The sequence below is a fragment of the Streptococcus sp. HMSC068F04 genome (genome assembly GCF_001837455.1).
GTDB classification, from domain to species: Bacteria; Bacillota; Bacilli; order Lactobacillales; family Streptococcaceae; genus Streptococcus; species Streptococcus salivarius_D.
Map to the genome: position 1 here is coordinate 1 of NZ_KV832510.1, position 17,300 is coordinate 17,300.

The 17,300-nt window shown below is 39.9% G+C and carries 14 protein-coding genes; 5 read left to right on the top strand and 9 right to left on the bottom strand.

All coding sequences use genetic code 11. The features are described from left to right. Positions 1 to 76 precede the first annotated feature (76 nt). Together HMPREF2571_RS07145 and uvrA are read right to left on the bottom strand one after the other, a co-directional pair. Positions 77 to 319 (bottom strand): DUF3923 family protein, encoded by a 243-nt coding sequence (locus tag HMPREF2571_RS07145; protein WP_002891836.1) that lies wholly within the window; start codon positions 317 to 319, stop codon positions 77 to 79. 95 nt (positions 320 to 414) lie between these two features. Beyond that, positions 415 to 3,240 carry an excinuclease ABC subunit UvrA gene (uvrA, locus tag HMPREF2571_RS07150; RefSeq protein WP_004183468.1) on the bottom strand — a complete coding sequence of 942 codons (2,826 nt, stop codon included), beginning with the start codon at positions 3,238 to 3,240 and terminating at the stop codon, positions 415 to 417. A gap of 295 nt (positions 3,241 to 3,535) precedes the next feature. Here uvrA and HMPREF2571_RS07155 point away from each other — a divergent pair, with 295 nt between their 5' ends. The 3 genes from HMPREF2571_RS07155 to HMPREF2571_RS07165 all read left to right on the top strand — a co-directional run bounded on the left by HMPREF2571_RS07155 (position 3,536) and on the right by HMPREF2571_RS07165 (position 6,212). After that, positions 3,536 to 4,480 (top strand): magnesium transporter CorA family protein, encoded by a 945-nt coding sequence (locus tag HMPREF2571_RS07155; RefSeq protein ID WP_004183470.1) that lies wholly within the window; start codon positions 3,536 to 3,538, stop codon positions 4,478 to 4,480. Between the two features lie 68 nt (positions 4,481 to 4,548). After that, positions 4,549 to 5,220 carry a DUF1129 domain-containing protein gene (locus HMPREF2571_RS07160; RefSeq protein WP_004183471.1) on the top strand — a complete coding sequence of 224 codons (672 nt, stop codon included), beginning with the start codon at positions 4,549 to 4,551 and terminating at the stop codon, positions 5,218 to 5,220. Between the two features lie 110 nt (positions 5,221 to 5,330). Continuing rightward, positions 5,331 to 6,212 (top strand): DUF4300 family protein, encoded by an 882-nt coding sequence (locus tag HMPREF2571_RS07165; RefSeq protein WP_004183473.1) that lies wholly within the window; start codon positions 5,331 to 5,333, stop codon positions 6,210 to 6,212. A 122-nt stretch (positions 6,213 to 6,334) separates the two neighbouring features. Here HMPREF2571_RS07165 and rpsR read toward each other — a convergent pair whose 3' ends face one another. The 3 genes from rpsR to rpsF are packed head-to-tail and all read right to left on the bottom strand — an operon-like array spanning position 6,335 to position 7,436. Further along, entirely contained in the window at positions 6,335 to 6,574 is a 240-nt protein-coding gene (gene rpsR / locus HMPREF2571_RS07170) for a 30S ribosomal protein S18 (RefSeq protein WP_000068665.1), read from the bottom strand. A gap of 41 nt (positions 6,575 to 6,615) precedes the next feature. After that, positions 6,616 to 7,134 carry a single-stranded DNA-binding protein gene (locus HMPREF2571_RS07175; RefSeq protein WP_002891844.1) on the bottom strand — a complete coding sequence of 173 codons (519 nt, stop codon included), beginning with the start codon at positions 7,132 to 7,134 and terminating at the stop codon, positions 6,616 to 6,618. An 11-nt stretch (positions 7,135 to 7,145) separates the two neighbouring features. Further along, entirely contained in the window at positions 7,146 to 7,436 is a 291-nt protein-coding gene (gene rpsF / locus HMPREF2571_RS07180; protein WP_002884188.1) for a 30S ribosomal protein S6, read from the bottom strand. Between the two features lie 200 nt (positions 7,437 to 7,636). On the opposite strand from rpsF, the gene HMPREF2571_RS07185 reads away from it, so the two are divergent. Beyond that, positions 7,637 to 8,590 (top strand): hypothetical protein, encoded by a 954-nt coding sequence (locus HMPREF2571_RS07185; RefSeq protein WP_004183517.1) that lies wholly within the window; start codon positions 7,637 to 7,639, stop codon positions 8,588 to 8,590. Positions 8,591 to 9,754: 1,164 nt separating this feature from the next. After that, positions 9,755 to 10,906: an A/G-specific adenine glycosylase gene (gene mutY / locus HMPREF2571_RS07190; RefSeq protein ID WP_004183519.1), complete on the top strand. Its 1,152-nt coding sequence runs from the start codon at positions 9,755 to 9,757 to the stop codon at positions 10,904 to 10,906. Between the two features lie 578 nt (positions 10,907 to 11,484). Here the strand turns inward: mutY and HMPREF2571_RS11005 are convergent. From HMPREF2571_RS11005 to HMPREF2571_RS07215, 4 genes are all read right to left on the bottom strand, one after another. Further along, entirely contained in the window at positions 11,485 to 11,886 is a 402-nt protein-coding gene (locus HMPREF2571_RS11005) for a DUF6608 family protein (protein ID WP_070847552.1), read from the bottom strand. 558 nt (positions 11,887 to 12,444) lie between these two features. Beyond that, positions 12,445 to 15,084, bottom strand: a complete 2,640-nt coding sequence (polA, locus tag HMPREF2571_RS07205; protein WP_070847562.1) for a DNA polymerase I — start codon at positions 15,082 to 15,084, stop codon at positions 12,445 to 12,447. Positions 15,085 to 15,164: 80 nt separating this feature from the next. Next, the gene (locus HMPREF2571_RS07210; RefSeq protein ID WP_037598477.1) at positions 15,165 to 15,761 is read right to left on the bottom strand and encodes a response regulator transcription factor; all 597 of its coding nucleotides are present in this window, start codon (positions 15,759 to 15,761) and stop codon (positions 15,165 to 15,167) included. Beyond that, positions 15,742 to 17,298 carry a sensor histidine kinase gene (locus HMPREF2571_RS07215; protein ID WP_013991190.1) on the bottom strand — a complete coding sequence of 519 codons (1,557 nt, stop codon included), beginning with the start codon at positions 17,296 to 17,298 and terminating at the stop codon, positions 15,742 to 15,744. Before HMPREF2571_RS07215 ends, HMPREF2571_RS07210 begins: the two co-directional genes overlap by 20 nt. Positions 17,299 to 17,300: the final 2 nt, after the last annotated feature.

The window sequence follows — 17,300 nt, forward strand, 5'->3', positions numbered from 1 at the left end:
AGCGAAACGGACTTAAAGTCACAAAAAAAAATAGTGACATAAATGTCACTACCACTAAACACAAAAAGACAGGCCTTTATAAGACCTGTTCTAAAACTTGTTTACTTCTACGGTGTTTCAGAATAAGATAAAAAATAACTTCAAAAAGAAGAAAACTAAAATAGAGCCCTAAAATATAAAGCAAAGTTTCCCATTTATCTGTTGCTGATTGAAAATGACCGTGATGATCCACTGTACGAATGCTAATTAAAAGACAAATATCTAGAAATAAGGCTAGAAGAATACCATTAAATCCTATAAAAAAACGCTTTTTAACCATAGTCTGACTCCTGTATCTTTTTTCTTAACCATAGAATAGCAAACTCAACTTAAACCAGCCTAAAGCAAAAAAAGACTCAGAGAGCCCTTTTTCCTTTATGTCAATTTTTCTTTCAAATATTGTCCTGTGTAGCTTTTTGAAACAGCTGCTACTTCCTCTGGAGTCCCTGTAGCTACGATGGTACCTCCACCGACACCGCCTTCAGGACCCAAATCAATGATGTGGTCTGCGGTCTTGATAACATCTAGATTGTGCTCAATCACGAGAACAGTGTTGCCATCATCCGCAAAACGCTGAAGCACCTTCAAGAGACGAGCAATGTCATCCGTATGGAGACCAGTCGTAGGTTCATCCAAAATGTAGAAGGACTTCCCAGTAGAGCGTTTGTGCAACTCACTAGCCAGTTTCATACGTTGAGCTTCTCCACCTGATAGGGTTGTTGCTGGTTGTCCCAAAGTCACATACCCGAGCCCCACGTCCTTGATAGTCTGAACCTTACGAGCAATCTTAGGAATAGCCGCAAAAAAGTCAACTGCGTCATCAACTGTCATATCCAAAATTTCAGCAATATTTTTCCCCTTATAGCGAACCTCTAAAGTCTCAGAATTATAGCGTGTGCCATGACAAACCTCACAAGGGACATAAACATCAGGCAAGAAATGCATCTCAATCTTGATAATACCATCACCAGAGCAGGCTTCACAACGACCACCCTTGACATTGAAAGAGAAACGCCCCTTCTTATAACCTCGAATCTTGGCCTCATTGGTTTGGGCAAAAAGATCACGAATATCGTCAAAAACGCCTGTATAAGTCGCTGGATTAGAACGAGGTGTACGCCCAATTGGACTTTGGTCAATATCAATCAAACGCTCGATATGCTCAATGCCTGTCACTGATTTGTGTTTACCAGGTTTCTCACTATTGCGATTGAGCTCTTGGGCAATTTTTTTCTTGAGAATTCCGTTAACCAAAGTCGATTTTCCTGAACCAGAAACACCTGTGACTGCAATCAACTTTCCAAGTGGAAACTTGACAGTTACATTCTTCAGGTTATTCTCGCTAGCACCTTTAACCTCGATAAAACGACCATTACCTACACGACGTTCCAGAGGAACAGGAATTGATTTGGCACCTGACAGATATTGCCCAGTGATTGATTTCTTGTTCTTAGCCACTTCCTCTGGGGTCCCAGAGGCCATGATTTGACCACCAAAAGCACCCGCACCAGGTCCCACATCGATAAGCCAGTCAGCCTCACGCATGGTATCTTCATCATGCTCCACCACAATCAAGGTGTTGCCCAGGTCACGCATCTTTTTAAGACTTGATATCAAGCGATCATTGTCACGCTGATGAAGCCCTATAGAAGGCTCATCCAAAACATATAAGACTCCAGAAAGGTTAGAACCAATCTGTGTCGCCAAACGGATACGCTGACTCTCACCCCCTGAAAGGGTTCCGGCCATACGAGAGAGGGTCAAATAATTAAGGCCTACATTATTTAGGAAAGTCAAACGATCCTTGATTTCCTTAACAATTGGACGAGCGATCACTCCCTCATTTTCACCTAATTCAAGGTTATCTATCTCCTGAAGATGATCTGAAATAGACAAATCAGAGATTTGGCCAATATTGAGGCCATTCTCACCACCAACACGAACCGAGAGTGCCGCTTCGTTAAGACGATAGCCATGACAAGTTGGACATGACAGCTCATTCATATAACCCCGCATGACATTGCGAGTGAAATCACTATTGGTCTCGTGATAGCGACGATTGATATTAGTCACAACCCCTTCAAAAGGAATGTCAATATCACGCACCCCACCAAAATCATTAACATAATGGAAATGGAATTCACGATCCCCAGATCCGTAGAGGACCAAATCTTGTTCTTCTTTTTTCAGATTTTCAAATGGTGTATCCATATCCACGCCGAACTGCTCCATGGCCTGCTCAAGCATAGCTGGATAATAGTTGGATGATATAGGATTCCAAGGCGCCAGAGCACCTTCACGCAAGGTTTTACTAGCATCAGGGATAACCAAATCCATATCAACTTCCAGTTTATTACCCAAACCGTCACAGGTCGGACAAGAGCCAAACGGTGCATTGAATGAAAAGAGACGCGGCTCCAACTCTGGCACTGTGAAGCCACAAACTGGACAAGAATAATGCTCTGAGTAAAGCAACTCATTATCATCCATAGTATCCACAATCAAGTAGCCATCTGCTAAACGAAGAGCCGCCTCCACCGAATCAAAGAGACGACTACGGATACCCTCCTTATTTACCAAGCGGTCCACAACCACTTCGATATTATGCATCTTAGACTTAGACAACTCTGGCACTTCTGTGACATCGTAAATCTCACCATCTACACGAACACGAACATAACCGTCCTTTTGTACACGCTCAAAAACGGCCTTGTGTTGCCCTTTTCTACGACGAACAATCGGCGCTAAAATCTGCATACGCGTACGCTCTGGGAGGGCTAGAACCTCGTCAACAATCTGTTCCACAGAGGACGACTGAATGGCTCCATGACCATTAGGACAATAGGGGACACCCACACGCGCATAAAGGAGACGAAGATAGTCATTAATCTCCGTTGCTGTCCCTACAGTCGAACGAGGGTTTTTGCTTGTTGTTTTCTGATCAATGGAGATGGCAGGACTCAAACCATCAATCGAGTCCACATCAGGTTTCTCCATATTACCCAAAAACTGACGAGCATAAGCCGAGAGACTTTCAACATAACGACGTTGCCCCTCTGCATAGATGGTATCAAAGGCCAAGGAAGACTTCCCAGAACCTGACAAACCCGTCACCACCACCAGTTTATCACGCGGAATCTCCACATCAATATTTTTTAAATTGTGAGCTCTTGCTCCATGAATCACTAACTTATCTTGCATATTTTTAAGAGGCCCTAGCCCAAAAGCTACGGCCACTCCTTTCTACAGACGGATGGAAAATCCATCCCGACTTTCTCTCATATTATAACAAAATTTCAATTTATCCAGCCCAAAAATGTTTCAAATGTAGTATAATATTGGAGTGTCTAAAAAAGGCAAGGAACATCGTCCCAAGCCTCATTTGACATCACTAAAAAAAGCTAAGAGCAGTGTTTATTTTACTTAAAAGCGATTGTAAAAATCCTTTTGTAATCAAGGCGCTAGCGCTTACCTAATGACAAAGGAGGGGTTCCCATTGAAACAAATGTTCTTATCCACCGGAAAAGAATTCAAAGAAATTGAAACATTCGAGCCTGGTGCTTGGATTCATTTGGTGAACCCTTCCCAAGAAGAAGCCATGAAGGTCGCAGAACGTTTTAACATTGATATTCAAGACCTCCGTGCCCCTCTGGACGTGGAAGAAACATCACGTATCGATGTCGAAGATGACTACACCCTGATTCTGGTCGACGTCCCAACCCAAGAAGAGCGTAATAACAAAAGCTACTACGTCACTATTCCATTGGGTATCATCGTTACCGATGAGGTGGTTGTTACAACCTGTCTCGAGGACATCAGCCTCATGGACAACTTCCTCAACCACCGTGTACGTAACTTCTACACCTTTATGAAGACCCGTTTTGTCTTTCAGATTCTCTATCGCAATGCTCAACTCTTCCTAACCGCCCTACGTTCTATCGACCGTCAGAGCGATAAATTGGAAGCTCAGTTGGAAAATGCGACTAAAAACGAGCACTTGATTGACATGATGGAATTGGAAAAATCCATTGTCTATCTAAAAGCCTCACTTAAGATGAATGAGCGAATTGTCAAAAAGCTAACAGGTAACGCCTCTAGCTTGAAGAAATATATCGAGGACGAGGATCTCTTGGAAGATACACTGGTCGAAACCCAACAGGCCATTGAGATGGCAGGCATCTATGAAAATGTCTTGAATGCCATGGCTGAAACCGCTGCTTCTATCATCGGCAACAACCAGAACACTATCATGAAGACACTCGCTCTCATGACTATGGCTCTGGACATCCCAACCGTTATCTTCTCCGCCTACGGCATGAACTTTAAAAATAATTCTATGCCTCTAAACGATTTAGATAACGCCTTTTGGGTTATCTTTTTCATCGCAGCCTTCGGGTCATCCTGCGTTGTTATCTACTTTATCAGGAAAAAATGGTTCTAACATAGAGCCTCTTCTTTTCCCTAAACTACAAAACTAAAAAATAATACTATTTATCGAAAGGTCATCTCATGGACATCCAAAAACTCACCAAGAAAAACCAAGAATTTATCCACATCGCAACCAACCAACTCATCAAAGATGGTAAGTCAGACCAAGAAATCAAAGATATCCTTGGCGATATTATTCCTGAACTTATTGAAAACCAGAAAAAAGGAATCACAGGACGTGGACTCCTTGGTGCTCCAACTGTTTGGGCAGCTAGTTTCTCTCCTGAAAAACACCAAAAACCTGAAACTGGTAAGCCTAACAAAGAAGTGCCAGAAACAGATAAAACTCCTTGGAAGATGTGGCTTGATACCTCACTCTTCCTTCTAGCCATCGTTGCTATCATGAACGCTATCTTTGGTTTCTCAGGTACACAAACTAGCTACGGCCTCACAACCCTTCTTTCAGTGTCATTCATTGGAGGCCTTGCTATGTATACCCCTTATCACTACATCTACCGTCACAATAACAAACCAAAAGAGGAACGTCCAAAATGGTGGTTCAGCATGACCGTCATCACACTCTCTTTTATTGCATGGTTTGCTCTCTTTAGTCTTACAGCCCTTCTTCCAAGCTACCTCAACCCTGGTCTTTCACCAATTGTAATCCTTATCATTGGTGTCATCGCTGGTGTTGCCAAATACTTCTTCAAACGTCATTACAACGTCCAAAGTACTTACGCACCTGCATCTTAATCAACCTCAAGCACCCATAAGGGTGCTTTTTTACGTCAGAAATCTTGACACAGTTGGCTATTCTATACTAAAATGTTAAAGTTAATAGACAAAAGAAAGAATTCCAATAGATGCGTATCAAATTCCCTCTACTAATCATTGCTTGCTGCCTACTACTTATGGCTTGTGGCCACAAGAATACTCAGAAAAACTATCAAGCTTACTATAGTTTTAACAATGTGACGACTTCCACTCAGGAAAAACAGCTAGCAAAAGCCTTAAAAAGCAAGGGTATTCCGACAAAAGACTGGGACAATCTAGCCCCTTATATTAGTCGTTACAATCAGGAAAATACAAATCTCCAACCTGTTGTCAAAAAATGGACCCAAAGTAAAATCGGCAAGGATCAAAATCAATTCGTCACCTTCCTTAATGAAAAAACTTTCGAAGATAACAAATCACATTTTACTGATGACTTAAACTGCCGACGAACATCGTTCCTCCTTCTTCATGACCTTATTACAAGCTCAGAGGACCTCACCAAATTGGACCTCCCCTCTCAAAACGAATTTATAGATCTTAAGTCACGCCACAAAGAGCTAACTTCCAAGGATCAAGCTCTCTATAGTCTCCTCTTTGGAGATAATATCAGCTACCAGTCTACGGATGACCTCCTTAAAGCTTGGAAAAAAGCTGGACTCAAGTTTCCAGAAAAGGTTAAACTCCTCTCAGTCTTTCAAAATAGCCCTGGTGATGTCAGCAATTTCCACACGGCTATAACTTACGAAAAAGATGGCAGTATCTATGTCTTTGAAAAACAGGACCCAACACTTCCTTATAGGTGGAGCCGCTTCAATAATTGGGCAGATATCAAAACACATTGGTTATCAAACCGCTTCAAGGTCTTCAAAGATAATGTCGATATCCTCGTTAACGACCAAAAATTTGATGATTTCTTAGAAAACACACTCTATATACCACAAAACAACCAACTAGCTCCTCAAGATAAATGAGAAGACCAGTTGGTTTTTCTTTTTCCCTAAAGTATAAAATAACACTCAACACACAAGCCTAAAAAGAAAAAAGCCCATAAAATCAAGCCAGAAAAAAACACCCTCAGTCGAGGGCATTATTTTTAGTCTTCGTTTACGTAAGGCATAAGTGCCATAACGCGAGCGCGTTTAATCGCTGTTGTTACTTTACGTTGGTTTTTAGCTGAAGTTCCTGTTACACGACGTGGAAGAATTTTACCACGTTCTGAAACGAAACGGCTAAGAAGCTCAGTATCTTTGTAATCAACATATTCGATTTTGTTAGCTGCGATGTAATCAACTTTTTTACGGCGTTTGAATCCGCCACGACGTTGTTGAGCCATGTTTATTTCTCCTTTATATATTTAATTCGTTTTGTCCATTCTTAGAATGGGAGATCGTCATCTGAAATATCCATTGGATTTGAATTACCAAATGGACTCTCGTCACGACCGAAGTTTGGTGTAGATTGTGCAGGTTGTGATCCACCAAATGAACCACCAGTTGAAGCTCCTCCACCGAATGAATTTGAATTATCAAATCCTCCAGCGTTGTAAGAACCACCACTGTGACCTTCACGTGCCGCACGGCTTTCCAACATTTGGAAATTATCAGCGACAACTTCAGTTACGTAAACACGTTGACCTTGTTGATTTTCATAGTTACGAGTCTGAATACGACCTGTAATTCCAATCAATGCGCCTTTCTTAGCCCAGTTAGCCAAATTTTCAGCTTGCTGGCGCCAGATAACACAGTTAATAAAGTCAGTTTCACGTTCACCATTAGCACCCTTGAAGTTACGGTTAACCGCAAGGCTGAATGTTGCAACAGCAACGTTACTTGGTGTATAACGAAGTTCCGCATCACGGGTCATGCGACCAACGAGTACGACATTATTAATCATAATTTACCTTCTTACGCGTCAAGTTTAACGATCATGTGACGAAGAATGTCACCGTTGATTTTTGAAAGACGGTCAAACTCGTTAAGAGCAAAATCGTTATCAGATTCAACGTTAACAACGTGGTAAAGTCCTTCACGGAAATCTTGGATTTCGTATGCAAGACGACGTTTTTCCCAATCTTTTGATTCAACAACAGTTGCACCGTTGTCAGTCAAGATAGAATCGAAACGTGCTACCAAAGCGTTTTTAGCTTCTTCTTCAATGTTTGGACGAATGATATAAAGAATTTCGTATTTAGCCATTGATATTTTCCTCCTCTTTTGGTCTAATGACTCATGGTCTTTCGCCACGAGTAAGTGAGGTGCACTCACAAGATATAATTCTACCAAAGTTTGAGGGATAATGCAAGGAAAAAGTAAAGAGTTAGAAATTTTCCCTCATAAAAAAATTAAGCCTTATGAGTCGTCTTTTCTCCAGCCAAACTTCATGCTAAAATAAGAGAATGCTTTATCATAAAAAGAAATTAGGAGAAAAACTAGGGCTTCCAACCTTTAACCACTACTATAATATTCCTATTACTTCCCTAGAATATGATTTAAAAAACTTAGGTCAGAGTGACGTCTACATTATCACTTTCAAACAGGACAATAACCTCTTTGTTGTTGACATAACACATCAGCTTGGTCATACCAGTCATTTTGATACCGTCTCCCTCTTTGAACAAGACAAGGTCTTATCAGGCATCGCTGCTGTCCCTTTGGCCTCTGTTCATAGCATACAAATCTTGTCTTTTCCAGACAAGTTACACTCTCTGGACCCTAGTCAGCGTCTAAAAAATCTCGTCGCTCTTTACTACAAGGATGCAGAAATCATGCGTTACCTCAAGACGACTAAAAATATCGGTGATCAGGTGGCAAGATATCAATTAGAGGCTGATCGACTAGAAAGACAGGATAAGAGTTTTGACTTCTTCAAGTACGCCAGTCGTAGCAAAATACGAGAAGAAAACGGTCTTTCGGAAGTATCCAGCAAGGACTACGACTTCATTCCTGATTTTCATCCCTTCTTAACCTCACCAAGAAGCCAACAGGTTCTAAGCGTACCAGTAACCTACTGTGATGACAAAACGAAACAGACCGCTAAAATAGACATCATGGGGTGGTATATCAAGGACCAACAACTTAAGATTCGTTGGAAACCCAAGTACATGCGCAAACGTCGATGGCGCTCATCACGTATCTCAATTGATATCGTGACCGACAACTACTTCTTCCAAGGACAAATCTATAGAGACAGTAGCGCCCCCATATTTCTGAACAACCTAAGCTTTGATAGCAAGATTCCTAAGAGCTTCCTGCCGCATCTTAAAAATCAATACCAAATCTTTATGGCTCTAGTCGAAGAACAAAAAAGACTGGCTCTCCTACGAAAGGTCCAGTTAAACAATAAGGATTAAGTAACTTTCAAAATTCAACATATCAAAAAGCTCATTCTTACACGCTAGAATGAGCTTTTAAGATTCTTCAATTGTCATTAGAACATCCTTTTGGAATTTTGTAAAAAATATTTTCATAAGGAGGAGTCATTGTGTGTCACCATTTTTATACCTAGCAATCATAGATTACCTCCATCAACTTACAAATAACTTTTTTGTATTGTAAATTTTCTATTACATTGGTATCACTCCCTAAGCTATTTTATGCAATAACTTGAAGTGTCTCCATTTTTATAACGTCCTAAATTCATCATCATAGTAATCACCTCTGATTCGTATGATTTGAGACCTATCTCCCCATTGACCACTCAATGAGATTTACTTGTCGCCGTTCTTATAACGACTTACATCAAACATCAACATAAGCGTCACCTCGGTACTTTGTTACAAGATTTAAGCATTTAACTTTTGTCGATAGTTTACTCATTTGGCATCGGTATCACTCCTTAAGCTATTTTACGCAACAGCTTAAGTGTCTCCGTTTTTATACCTACTAACATTTCTCATGAGCTTTACCTCACTTCTTCTTAAGTTAACAGATTTGAGTTTAGCCTTCGACTTCTGGTGGTATCACTCCCTTGTAGCTATTTTATGCAACATTTTTAATCGCCGTTTTTATACCTACTGATATATTTCATGAACTCACCTCGTTCATCTTAAGAATATAGGATTTACGTTTCGTGTGGCATGGGTATCACTCCTTAGGCTATTTTACGCAACAACCTAAGTGTCTCCATTTTTATACCTACTAACATTTCTCATGAGCTTTACCTCACTTTTTGACGTTAATCTTGAGTTTAGCTTTCGATTTCTGGTGGTATCACTCCCTTGTAGCTATTTTATGCGACTGAATTAATCTCCGTTCTTGTAACGTCCTACTGTCATGCGGTCACGCTCCTCAGAGATGATTGATAAAGTTATTTGTTTTGCCTACTGTTTTGTTTAGAGATCTCAGTCTCCGTTTTTGTACCTTGAAATATTGACTCTCACCATGGCTTTTACCTCCTTGATGAATCCTTATCTTCTTTACACTCTTAGTATAATGTAAACGCTTACTTTTGTCAATCTTTTTAACAGAAAAACGCATAATTTTTTGAAAAAAGATTTCTTTGCTACAATAGAGACATGTTAGATTTAAAAGAATACGGCATTGTCATGTGGGATGCTGAGAAAATCGCCTCTTTTCGTCGTACCCTCCTGGACTGGTACGATCGAGAGAAACGAGACCTACCGTGGCGAAGAACTAAAAATCCCTACTATATCTGGGTCAGTGAAATCATGCTACAACAAACCCAGGTTCAGACTGTCATTCCCTATTACGAGCGCTTTTTAAACTGGTTTCCAACAGTTAAAGATTTGGCTGAAGCTCCAGAAGAGAAGCTTCTCAAAGCTTGGGAAGGGTTAGGTTACTATTCACGTGTCCGAAACATGCAAAAGGCTGCTAAACAAATCATGGATGACTTTGATGGTCAGTTTCCAGATACTTATGACAATATTGCCAAACTCAAGGGCATCGGGCCCTATACTGCTGGTGCTATTTCTAGCATCGCCTTTGGGCTCCCAGAACCCGCTGTTGATGGTAATGTTATGCGAGTCATGGCTCGTCTCTTTGAGGTTAATTACGATATTGGAGACGCCAAAAATCGTAAGATTTTCCAAGCGATTATGGACATTTTGATTGACCCTGACCGTCCAGGGGACTTTAATCAGGCGCTTATGGACCTTGGGACCGATATCGAATCGGCTAAAAATCCAAGACCAGACGAAAGCCCTATTCGCTTTTTCTGTGCAGCCTATCTCAATGGAACTTATGACAAGTACCCTATCAAATTGCCTAAGAAGAAGCCTAAACCTATGCAAATTCAAGCTTTTATTATCAGAAATGCAAAGGGTGAATTTCTGCTCGAAAAAAATATCGAGGGACGTCTGCTAGGTGGTTTCTGGTCCTTCCCTATCGTGGAAACAGACTTTATTGGCCAACAACTCAGCCTTTTTGAAAAGGATGATAGTATTCTCGAGACAGTCTCTCAAAAGGCTATTTTTGAAGAAAATTATGCCCTTAATCCAGAGTGGACGAACAATGATTTTACACCTGTAAAACATACCTTCAGCCACCAAAAATGGACCATCGAGATGGTAGAAGGTAGCGTCAATGACGACAAACTCACTACCGATAAGGAGTTATGCTGGGTAGCGGCTGAGGACTTCGACCAGTTCCCAATGGCCACACCACAAAAGAAAATGATTAAAACTTATGAAGACAGCAAAAAAGGATAGCATTGAGTGCTACCCTTTTTGTTATACGTCACGTTTAGCGTGCTTCCGGCCACGCAAAGCAAGGTATACCTTTGAAAGAACTACTCCCAAAAAGATATAAAACAACTCCAAATAAGTCACATTTTTTGACATCAAAAATTCAATCATAGTACGACACTCCTTTTTATTAAGAACTCCTGTCGCTGTTCTCAGTTATGGTTCTATTATAGGTAATACGGCCAATAAAAAATAGTGACATAAATGTCACTATGACGAAAACAAAAAAGCCGAAACGTTTCAGTTTCAGCTTGTTAATCATTAGTCTACTTTGTAGAAGAAATAACTATCGTCTGTGGTGCCATAAAGTGACTACCCACCCCAGATACGATCCTTACTTTTATCTGACTGATCATCGGCTTTCTCATTTGGCGATGACATTACAGAACTAGTCAAAGATACTCCTTTGGGTAAGAATGCAAGCATTCCACCTCCAGGACCAACTTCTTTTGGTACAAGTCCTGCTTAAAAAAAGCCATCAGTGATTTTACCATATTCAATTGCTACCTTTGCCGTATACAATTCTATAAATTGGAATTAATTTACTTCATTGTCTCTTTCTTTTTTCTACATTTGTACACAATAAAATGGACTATACAAAATATAACGAACATAGACGTGAAATTTATCCAGACGTCCATATACGCGGACTGAGCTAAATTTTCTCTAAAACTCGTAGACCATACATAAAAAAATGCAAGTAAAACTGTCGGTATGTACGAAACTGCATATCTTAGAACCATAGGCTTTATAATCAGCTCTGTAACAAGAGCATATGCCACTACACCTATTAAAACTATGATTGCTCTGTCTATTTCGTGCCAGTTTCCGCTCGGATCCTCATATATTCCGTTATATAAATACAAAATGCTGTTTAGCACCGTTACAAATGTATATAAAACCGTATATGCGAAAATCAAATTCTTATATTTATCCTTTTTCATTGCACTACTACTCCAGAAATTCAAATTTGTTTATCTAATTATAAAATAAAGGTTAACGATTAATCAATTTAATTATATAACTAAAATTAGAAATGTTTATTCCAAATTTATTTGAGAGCTGTTCTAAGTTATTCCTTCCTTTCTAAGTTAAGTTCATAGATTAGAACTTGTAACTTGCTCTTCGGATGAAAGCCTCTGCTACCGGCCAAGGCTTAAAAAACCACCGAATAGTTCCACTTCAGCACCACCTTTGCTAGCTGACCCGACTAGCAAGTCTCATTAGTATATTAGCTACTGGTCGGGAACCCCTATCTAATATAACACTTTAGGGGGACTTTTTTGATACATCGTTAAAAACTTTTCGGAACCACTAGCATATCTGGTGGTTTTCAATAGGCAAAAAAGCTGGACCTCAGTCCAGCTTTCATCTGTCTATTTCTACTTGGTCATAAAGTAGGTGATTATTACTAATATAGCCACAATACCTAGGATAACAGCCAGAAATCCTAGCATGTAACGCAAGAGAAAATAGGTAAATGGAAAATTTTCTTTCATGTTTTACTTTGCCTCATACCATGTACGGCCGTCATTCTCATCTGCAATGAGTGGGACAGCGAGTTCGACTGCAGCTTCCATAGTTTCTTTAACCAAGGCTTTCATGGCTACAAGTTCATCGTTTGGCACCTCAAGGACGATTTCATCGTGCACTTGGAGGAGCATCTTAGTTTTATACCCACCTTCTACCAAAGCCTTGTCTAAGTTAATCATAGCAATCTTGAGGATATCAGCAGCACTTCCCTGAATAGGCGAGTTGATGGCTGTACGCTCTGCGAAGTTGCGAACATTAAAGTTACGAGAATTGATATCTGGCAACTCACGACGGCGATGGAAGAGGGTTTCTACATAACCCTTATCCTTGGCCTCACGAACCACATTATCCATATAGGCCTTGATACCAGGATAACGCTCAAAGTAGGTGTCGATATACTCCTTGGCCTTCTTACGGCTAATGCCAAGGTTGTTAGAAAGACCGAAGTCAGAAATGCCATAAACGATACCGAAGTTAACAGCCTTGGCGTTACGACGGTCGTTAGGTGTGACATCCTCTGGCTTTTCAATACCAAAGACACGCATGGCTGTAGAGGTATGGATATCTGCCCCCTCTTTAAAGGCTGCAATCAAATGCTCATCTCCCGAAATGTGGGCAAGCACGCGCAACTCAATCTGTGAGTAATCCGAGCTTAAAAGTACTGCGTCCTCAGTCGATGGGACAAAAGCCTTACGGATGAGACGACCTTGCTCCAAGCGAACAGGGATATTTTGCAAGTTTGGATCCACTGATGAGAGGCGACCTGTCTGTGTTAAATCTTGCACATAACGGGTATGGATTTTGCCATCCTCAAGGATATAATCCTTAAGTCCCAAGACATAGGTAGACTGAAGCTTGGTGATTTGGCGGTACTCCAAAATCTTAGCTACGATTGGAGCAATTGGTGCCAAACGTTCAAGGACATCCACAGCCGTTGAATAACCTGTCTTGGTTTTCTTAGTGTATTCCAAAGGTAGTCCCATCTTTTCGAAGAGGATGACACCCAACTGTTTTGGCGAGTTGATATTAAACTCTTCGCCCGCCATCTCATAGATTTCTTGGGTCAATTTATCGATGACCACTTGGTTTTCCACTGCCATCTCGTTAAGGGTTTGTCCCTTAACCTTAATACCAGCGATTTCCATCTTAGCTAGCACATTTGCCAGTGGTAACTCCATATCAAAGAGAAGCTCTGATTGGCCGTGTTCAGCCAATTTTTCAAGCATAACAGGTTTAGCTACCTGAAGGACCTTGACTTTTTTAGTTAGGTGGCTGAGCAAGACCTCTTTTTCAGGCACGGCACGTTTAGCCCCTTTACCATAGACCACTTCATCTGTTTCAAGCGGCAAGTCTGTATAGAGACGGGCAATGGTTGACAATTCATTGTCCTCAACGGTTGAGAGGAGATACTTGGCCAGACGTGCATCAAAATTAGCCGTAGGCAAGTCAATACCTAGATGACTCAAAAGGACCTTACTGCGCTTGAAATCGTAGATATTAACAGCTTTAGAAAGAGCTGCCTGGAAGGCGTCTGATTTGAGGAGGTCAGTATCTGTAGATGCATAAATCTGCTTGTCATTCCCCCAAGCAAAACCAATGATAGGCTCCGTGTGATAATTCTCACCAAGAATTTCAAGATAAAAGAAATCATCAGGGCTGAAGTGATCTTCTGTCACTTGGCTTGGCTCAGTATAGGCCACATCAAAATCTTGTGGAACAGCCTCGCCACCAAGGGCATTTTTAAACTGAACAAAGCCCATCTCGTCATAAAAGGCTGCCAATTTTTCAAGGTCAGGTCCCGTAAAGGCCGTATCATCTAGGTCAATTTCAATAGGAGACTGGGTATCAATAGTCGCCAGGGTCTTAGAAAGAAAGGCTTGATCCTTGTCGTTGATGAGATTTTCCTTCATCTTAGACTTCTTCATCTCATCGATGTGGTCATAGATACCTTCAAGGGAACCGTGTTCCAAGAGGAGCTTGAGACCTGTCTTTTCACCAATCTTAGTCACTCCTGGAATATTATCAGACTTATCACCCATAAGGGCTTTAAGGTCAATGAATTGCATTGGGGTAATCCCCATTTTCTCCATGAGGTAGTCAGGTGTGAAGGCTTCAAACTCAGCCACACCTTTTTTCGAAATCTCAACGACTGTATTTTCGTCAGTCAGCTGAATCAAGTCTTTATCCCCAGAAACAACTGTGATTTGGTAGTTCTCACTGGTATTTTCAGCCATCTTAGCTAAGGTACCGATAATGTCATCTGCTTCGTACTGAGCCAAGTCATAATAGGCGATGCCACGTGCAGCCAACATCTCACGGATATAAGGGAACTGCTCACGGAATTCCTCTGGAGTCTTGGAACGACCAGCCTTATAGTCCGCAAACATCTCTGTACGGAAAGTTGTTTTACCAGCATCAAAGGCTACCAAAACATGGGTCGGCTGGATTCGCTCAAGTAGGTTGTCCAACATGAGGTGGAAACCGTAGATGGCATTGGTATGAAGGCCGTTATTGTTACGAAAACGGTCAATTTGATTATAGAGTGCGAAAAAGGCACGAAAGGCAACGGATGAACCGTCGATTAGGAGTAATTTTTTCTGATTAGTCATAGGTTTATTATAGCATAGATGGGAGAAATGGATGGGATGAGAGTATTTAAAAAGCACAGGAACAATTCCTGCACTAGGTTCTAATCCGGTGAAAAATATCCGAGCATCTCTGCTTTCAAAATGGCTTCCTGTCTATTATTCACAGCCAATTTTGAAAAAATATTACCTAGATGATTGGACACTGTCCGTTTGCTCACAAAAGCTTGTTCACAAATTTCTTCAATGCTCAAACCTTGTCTTACTAATTTCAAAATAGCGATTTCTCTGTCTGTTAGGATGTCAATCATATCATCTGTTGTAAAGACAATTCCACCTTGATCAATGTTTTTTAATAGGAAAACCAACTGTTCAATATCAATACTTTTATCAATAAAACCCCTAGCACCCATTTCTTTCGCACGATGGCTGTACATTGGTTTGGAATATCCCGTTAGCATAACAATCTTAACAGCAGGATCTTCTGCAATAATTTCTTCTGCCAGGGTTAAACCATCTTGTTCATATAGCGTTGTTAGATTGATATCTACCAAAACAATATCGTAATGATCACTCAAAGGATACTGTAATTTTGTGATTTCGTCCACGGTGTCTACTTTTTCGAAGTCATCGTAAATCTCCAAGCTCATTTGAATACTTTTACTAAACAACTTATGATCATCAATCAATAAAATTCTCATGGCACAACCCCTTATCAATTGGAATAGTAATATAGACACTAAATGTTCCGTTTTCATTTGTTATCGAATAATTACCGCCTAACACCAGTGTACGCTGTTCAATAAATCTCAATCCATAGCCGATCCTGTTCACAGACTCATCTGAACCATTTTCTAAATGAATATGAATCATATCATTCGCCGTCCAAAGTTCCAAATTACTAACCATTCTAGTTGAATGCTTAATGGAATTATTTGCAAGTTCTTCCAATAATCTATACACGATGAGGTCATATGGAGACAACAGAATAATGTTATCATCTACCTGAAAATGAATTTCCCGCTCCGTATGTGACTTAGCCACAATTCTAGCTATCATCTCACGATAGCTTTGGGCTATACTTTGTTTTCCCTCTACAAATGGTTGATAAGTATCTAAACGTTCTCTTATTTCTGTAATAACAGATTGGCTAATTTGATTGATCTGTTCCCTAAAGATTGGCTTATCCCCCTGCTTATTAAAATTTTTAATTGCAATAACACTCTGGAGAATGTCATTATGTAGGAACTCTGAAAACTGATTTTTATACTCTTCATCCTCCAGTAGCTCTTTTACCATTGTATTTCTTTTTAAAAATAAGGTTTTGAAATGCTCAGAGCTTCCTTCATTCAATTCTTTACCAAAAACCTGGAAGGACTGTATAAAGGCAAAAGCAAAAATTAGAATATAAAAATTAAGTAGTAGGAAGCTTAATTTTGCATCAAGTTGCAAAAATAAACAAGAGACAATAAACGTAATAATCGACCCAAAAAATATCCGAAATATCAGTCCGATATATTCTTTTTTTACGTTTTTAACAACTTGACTGAACTTTTCAAAGATAATCCTTAGGTGAAAAAAGCTTATTAAGATGAATGTTCCCAAATACCATATTAGTAATGAAACATTACTAACTTCATAAGTAAGAATAAGAAATATAGTAGCCCATACTGAGAGTATCACTAAATAGCGACGCTGACTTCCTAATATAGTTTTTAATTCTTTGGCATACATAACTAGAAATATGATAGGAAGAAGCGAAGTAAACAGTGAACAAAAGAAAGAGAAAGTAACAAATAATCCCTTATTAATAAAGAACAAACCCTCTGTTATCAGAACAACAAGGAAGTAGGTTACAAATAACTCCTTACCAACCCATTGTTTTCCAAGTAAAATAATTGAAATAGCACTAAAAATCATCATGAAAAAAATAATGGGATTCAATAAATCTGTTAATAACATCACAGAACTACTTATGGAACTGTTTAAAATGAGCTGCCACATCAATAAATTGATACTGACATATAAAAAAAATTTCAGCAGGATTGATTTAAAATGGACAACAGAACACACATAGCTAAAGATAACCAGAATAGTTACAATGGAAAACATCATGACTGTCTGGAATGTGATTTGGGAAACTCCTTGATAAATCACCAGTAGCGCCAACACCTGACTTAAGGATGTTAACCAAAACAAGATTAATGGATATCTTGACAAAATATTATTTCTTATCATAT